General features: G+C 62.9%; 3 protein-coding genes. 1 reads left to right on the top strand and 2 read right to left on the bottom strand.

Annotated features, from left to right (window positions below; genetic code table 11):
• The first annotated feature begins 136 nt into the window (after positions 1 to 136).
• Positions 137 to 1,918, top strand: a complete 1,782-nt coding sequence (locus NW863_RS10080) for an ABC transporter substrate-binding protein (protein WP_414334655.1) — start codon at positions 137 to 139, stop codon at positions 1,916 to 1,918.
• A gap of 1 nt (position 1,919) precedes the next feature.
• Here the strand turns inward: NW863_RS10080 and NW863_RS10075 are convergent, their stop codons facing one another.
• The gene (locus NW863_RS10075) at positions 1,920 to 4,085 is read right to left on the bottom strand and encodes a glycogen debranching N-terminal domain-containing protein (RefSeq protein ID WP_414366104.1); all 2,166 of its coding nucleotides are present in this window, start codon (positions 4,083 to 4,085) and stop codon (positions 1,920 to 1,922) included.
• Positions 4,086 to 4,142: 57 nt separating this feature from the next.
• On the bottom strand, positions 4,143 to 4,981 hold an 839-nt coding region (locus NW863_RS10070), incomplete at its 5' end, for a glycosyltransferase family 4 protein (RefSeq protein WP_414366102.1).

Here is a 4,981-nt window from a genome sequence, read left to right as displayed (position 1 = left end):
CTCCCTCTGGGAGAGGGGCCGGGGGTGAGGGCTGACTCCCTCCGGGAGAGGGGCTGGGGGTGGTCGCGTGAGCGGCGCGGAGCGCTTGGGCCGCCGGCGGGCCCCCTCAAACTTGCTCGGATACTCAGCAAAGGAAATGGCAGGCCAAAGCAATACCTCAACAGAGCAGCTCAAGAGCAGCCTTTTTGCCCCCCTATTCCTAGGGATCCTCCTTCTCTGGCTTAGCGCCTGTGCTGCCCCCGCTCGCCCGCCCCACCTGATTGCCACCGTCACCTCGGATCCCAAAACCTTCAACACCTATCTGGCCACCGAGAGCTCCAGCCGCGACGCCATCGCCTACCTGGAGGCGGGCCTGGTCACCCTCGATGAAGATACCCTCCTGCCCAAGCCGGAGCTGGCGGAAGGCTGGGAAGTGTCTGAGGACGGCTTGCGCTATGTCTTCACCTTGCGGGAGGGGCTGCGCTGGTCGGACGGGGAGCCCCTGACAGCGGCAGATGTGGACTTTACCTTCAACCGCATCATCTTTGACGAGCGGATCCCGACCTCGGCGCGGGATGTGTTGCGCATCGGCGAGGCGGGGGCGCTGCCCCAGGTGCGGGCCTTGGACGAGCGGCGGGTTGAGTTTGTCCTGCCGGAGCCCTTTGCCCCTTTCCTGTTGCAGGCCGGGTCCCCTCTCTTGCCCAAGCACATTCTGCAGCCCACTGTGGAGCAGGTGGACGGCCAGGGCAACCCCCTCTTTCTCCAGACCTGGGGAGTTGACACGCCGGTGCAGGAATTGGTGGGGGCCGGCCCCTACATCTTGCAGGAATATACCCCCGGACAGCGGCTGGTGTACCGTCCCAACCCCTACTACTGGAAAGGGGAAGGGATCCCGCGCATCGAGCGGGTCATCCTGCGCATCGTGGACTCGGAAGATACGGCCCTGTTGCAGTTTCGCTCCGGCGAGACCGACGTGTTTTCGGTGCGAGGCAGAGATTTTCAGCTCCTGAAGCGGGAAGAAGAACGGGATCAGTTCAGGATTTACAATCTCGGCCCCACCCTCAACAACAATTTCTTTGCCTTCAACCTCAGCCGGGCCCGCAACCCCCAAACCGGGCGGCCCTTTGTGGATCCCGTCAAAAGCCGCTGGTTCAACGATTTGAACTTCCGCCGGGCGGTGGCCCACGCCCTGAACCGGCAATTTTACGTCGAGAGCGTCCTGCAGGGGCTGGGCGAGATCCAGCACTCGGTCTTCTCCCCCGCCAGCCCCTTTTACCTCAGCCCGGCAGAGGGCCTGCCCACCTACGACTACGATCCCGAAAAGGCGCGGCAACTGCTCTTGGCTGCCGGCTATACCTACGACGCCGAAGGCCACCTACGGGATCCCGACGGCAACCGCGTCCGCTTCAGTCTCATCACCAACGCCGGCAACAACCAGCGGGAGGCCACCGGCGCCCTGATCAAGGCCGACCTGGCGCGGATCGGCATCACCGTTGACTTCACCCCCATTGCCTTCAACACGGTGGTGCAGCGCACCGACAGCCGCGACTGGGAAACCTTGTTGCTGGGCTTTGGCGGCGGCGGCACCGAGCCCAACAACGGCTCCAACATTTGGCGCAGCGATGGCCGCCTGCACCTGTTTAACCTGGGGGATCTGCCCGGCAATCCCGCCGAAGGAGTGGAAGTGAGCGATTGGGAGCGGGAGATCGACCGCATCTTTATTGCGGGGGTGCGGGAGCTGGACTTTGAAAAGCGCAAGGCCCTCTACGACCGCTTTCAAGTGATCATCCAGGAACAACTGCCCCAGATCGGCACCTTCAACCCCCTGGTGCTCTCGGCCCTGCGCAACCGCCTGCAAGGGGTGGATCCCCGCCCCATCCTCGGCCCTCTCTGGAACCTGGATCAGCTTTCCATCCAGGACATGCTGCAGGAGCGGTAGCCTACCTCACCGTCAGCTCCACCTCCCCCGTGCTCCTGAGGACGTTGATCCCCACCCCTCCTGCCTGGAGATACAGGCCGATGTCCAGGGATCCCCGCCCCACCTGGATGTTCTCAAGAGTTACATAGGGCAGCCACAGGGGCAGGGTGGGCTGGGTGAGGCGCACCTGCTGGGCCAGCCCGTCGATCTCCAGGCCTAGGCAGGCTTGCAGCAGCAGGAACACACTGGCCGCTGCCCAGGACTGGGGCAGACAGGCCACCGGGTAAAGAGTGGGGCCTTCCCGCTGACGCCGGCGAAAGCCACAGAACAGCTCCGGCAGCCGCCGCAGCTCCAGAAACTGGCTGGCATCAAACAGGGCCGTCAATACTTGGGCTGCCTCCGCCTTGTAGCCATAGCGGGCCAAACCTGCTGCAATCAGGGCGTTGTCGTGGGGCCAAATGGAGCCGTTGTGGTAGGACATGGGGTTGTAGCGCCCTTCCCCTTCCGCCAGGGTGCGGATGCCCCAGCCGCTGAAAAAAGCGGGCTCCAAAAGTTGCCGCGCGATGCGCTCGGCATGCTGCGGGTGGGCGATCCCGGAAAACAGGCAGTGGCCCATGTTGGAGCTGCGCACACGGCAGGGCTGCTTGCGCCCGTCCAAAGCTAGGACATAGCCGCCCAGCTCCTCGCACCAAAACTGCTCCCAAAACCGCTGCTGCAGTTTCTGGGCCTGCTGGCGCAGTTGCGCTGCTTGCTCGTGCCGCCCCAACAGCTCCGCCATCTCCGCCGCCAACAGCTTGGCCTCGTAGGCGTAGCCCTGCACCTCGCACAGGGCTATGGGTGGCTCGGCCAGGGATCCGTCGGCATAGAAGATGGCATCTTCCGAGTCTTTCCAGCCCTGGTTGCGCAGGCCCCGCCGCGCTTTGCCGGCATACTCCAAAAAGCCGTCGCCGTCGGGATCCCCGTAGGTGTCCATCCAGTGGAGAGCTGCCTCGATATTCGGCCACAACTGCCGCAACAGCTCGAGATCCCCACTGCGGCGCACATAGCGCCCTGCTAGCACCACAAACAAAGGAGTGGCGTCGATGCTGCCGAAGTAATTGCCAAAGGGGATCTCGCGGGTCTTGGCCATCTCACTGTAGCGCTGCTCGTGCAGGATCTTGCCGGGCTCGGCATCGCGGCTGGGATCCACCTCCTGCGCCTGGTGGGCTGCCAGGTACAGCAACACCCCCCGGGCCAAGTCGGGGAACCACCAGAGGGTGGCCAAGGCGGTGATTAGCGCGTCGCGGCCAAAGACCGTGGCAAACCAAGGCACCCCGGCGTGGGGATAGAGCCCATAGGGGGTGCGGGCCAGCATCATCACCAGGTCGTCCCGCGAGGCGTTGAGCCACTCGTTAAACTGAGCGTTGCCGGTATCGATGCGGTGGGCCAAAGCTCTTAGCGCCGCCCGCTGCTCCCGCTCTGCCTGCAGCGCCTCCTGGTAGGTCAAAGGCGGGATCTCCTCGCCGCCGTAGCTGCAGACGACCCTCACCTCCAAGTCCCGCTCCTCCTGCGGCGCCAGCGGCACCCACCACTGCGCCAGCTTTTCCGAAACCACGTCCGGAGGAGGGGAAAACAGGATCCGGGTTTGCCGCTCCACCCCGTCCAGGCCGCGGTAGCGCAAGGTTACCCCTTCTGAGCTCACCTGGGCCGGCAGCAGTTGTCCCCGCTTTGTCCGCCGGATGCCGCGAATCTCAAACATATCGGCAAAATCGGCCTCAAAGCGCAGGGTAAGGGGCACGCGGAGCGTCTCCAAACCGTAGTTGTGAAGGCGGATCCGCTCATAGGCCACGTTGTTCCATAAAAAAGTGGTGCGCAGGACGTGCAACGTCTCCTGCTCAATGAACTGCCCCTCCGAGGTGGTGAACTCGGGGTTGGTGAGATCCACCGCCAGAATATCCTTGTCTTCCCGCACCTCCGAGCTGAGCAGCAAAAACTGTTTCCCCTGCAAATCCAAGACCAGCCGTGACAAGAAGCGGGTATCGTCGCGGAACAGGCCGTGATCCCGGATGCCGAGGGGGCGCATGTTGCCCAGGCGGTCAAAAATAGCAAAGCAGTTGTCCTGCTTGAGGACATGGGGACGCGCCTCCACCAAGGAAGCGCTGGCGCGGATGTAGTACTGATCCTGAATCTGGATGATGTCTTCGGCCATCTGCGTCTTCCCACCCAACCAAAGGAGCAAAACAGGAGCCCCCAGATAGCCCCAGCTTTACCTGGGCAGGGTTGACAGGCCGGGGGTGGCTTTCTTCGAGCGCTCCTGCCGTTCGTTCACCAATTGGTTGTAAAGAGCTTCGTATTCCGACACCATCCTCTCGACGCTAAACCGCTCCTCAAACGCCTGCCGCACCCCCGCTCGGTCAAGGGATCCCACCTTTTCCAGCGCCTCCACTGCCTCTTCCACCGAGTCCACAATAAAGCCGGAGCGGCGGTCGGCCATCACTTCTGGCACCGAGCCAAAGCGAGTGGCAATCACCGGCGTGCCACAGGCCATCGCTTCAATCATGACTAGCCCAAAGGGTTCCGGCCAGCGGATGGGAAACAGCACCGCATAGGCCTTGCCCAAGAACTCGCTCTTCTCCTGTTCGGTGATTTCCCCCACGATCTCCACATTGGGGTGGCGCCTGGCCAAAGGCTTAATCTCTAACTCGTAGTACTGGCGATCCACGGCGTCAATTTTGATAGCAGCTTTCAGGGGCATCCCTGCCCGCGCGGCAATTTCAATGGCCGTGTCCAGCCCTTTCTCCGGCGAGACCCGGCCCAGAAAAGCCAGGTAATCTCCCTTTTCTGGATAGAAACGGTGCAGATTCAGGGGCAAACCATGATAGACCGTCCCCACCCAGCGCGCCTGGGGCAGGGGCCGCCGCTGGGCATTGGAGATGGAGACCACTGGGATGTCCTGAAACTCGGTGTAGAGAGGCTGCAGCTCCGGAATGTCCAGCCGCCCGTGCAGGGTGGCCAAAAAAGAGACTTGAGGGTGGCGGCGGGCCAGGGCGTAGGGGTAGTAGTCAATGTGGCCGTGGATGATGTCAAACTCATTGGCCATCTGAA

Source organism: Synechococcus sp. B60.1 (genome assembly GCF_047462555.1).
GTDB lineage: Bacteria > Cyanobacteriota > Cyanobacteriia > Thermostichales > Thermostichaceae > Thermostichus.
Note: the sequence above shows the minus strand (reverse complement) of the source record. Positions and strands in the feature narration are given on the sequence as shown.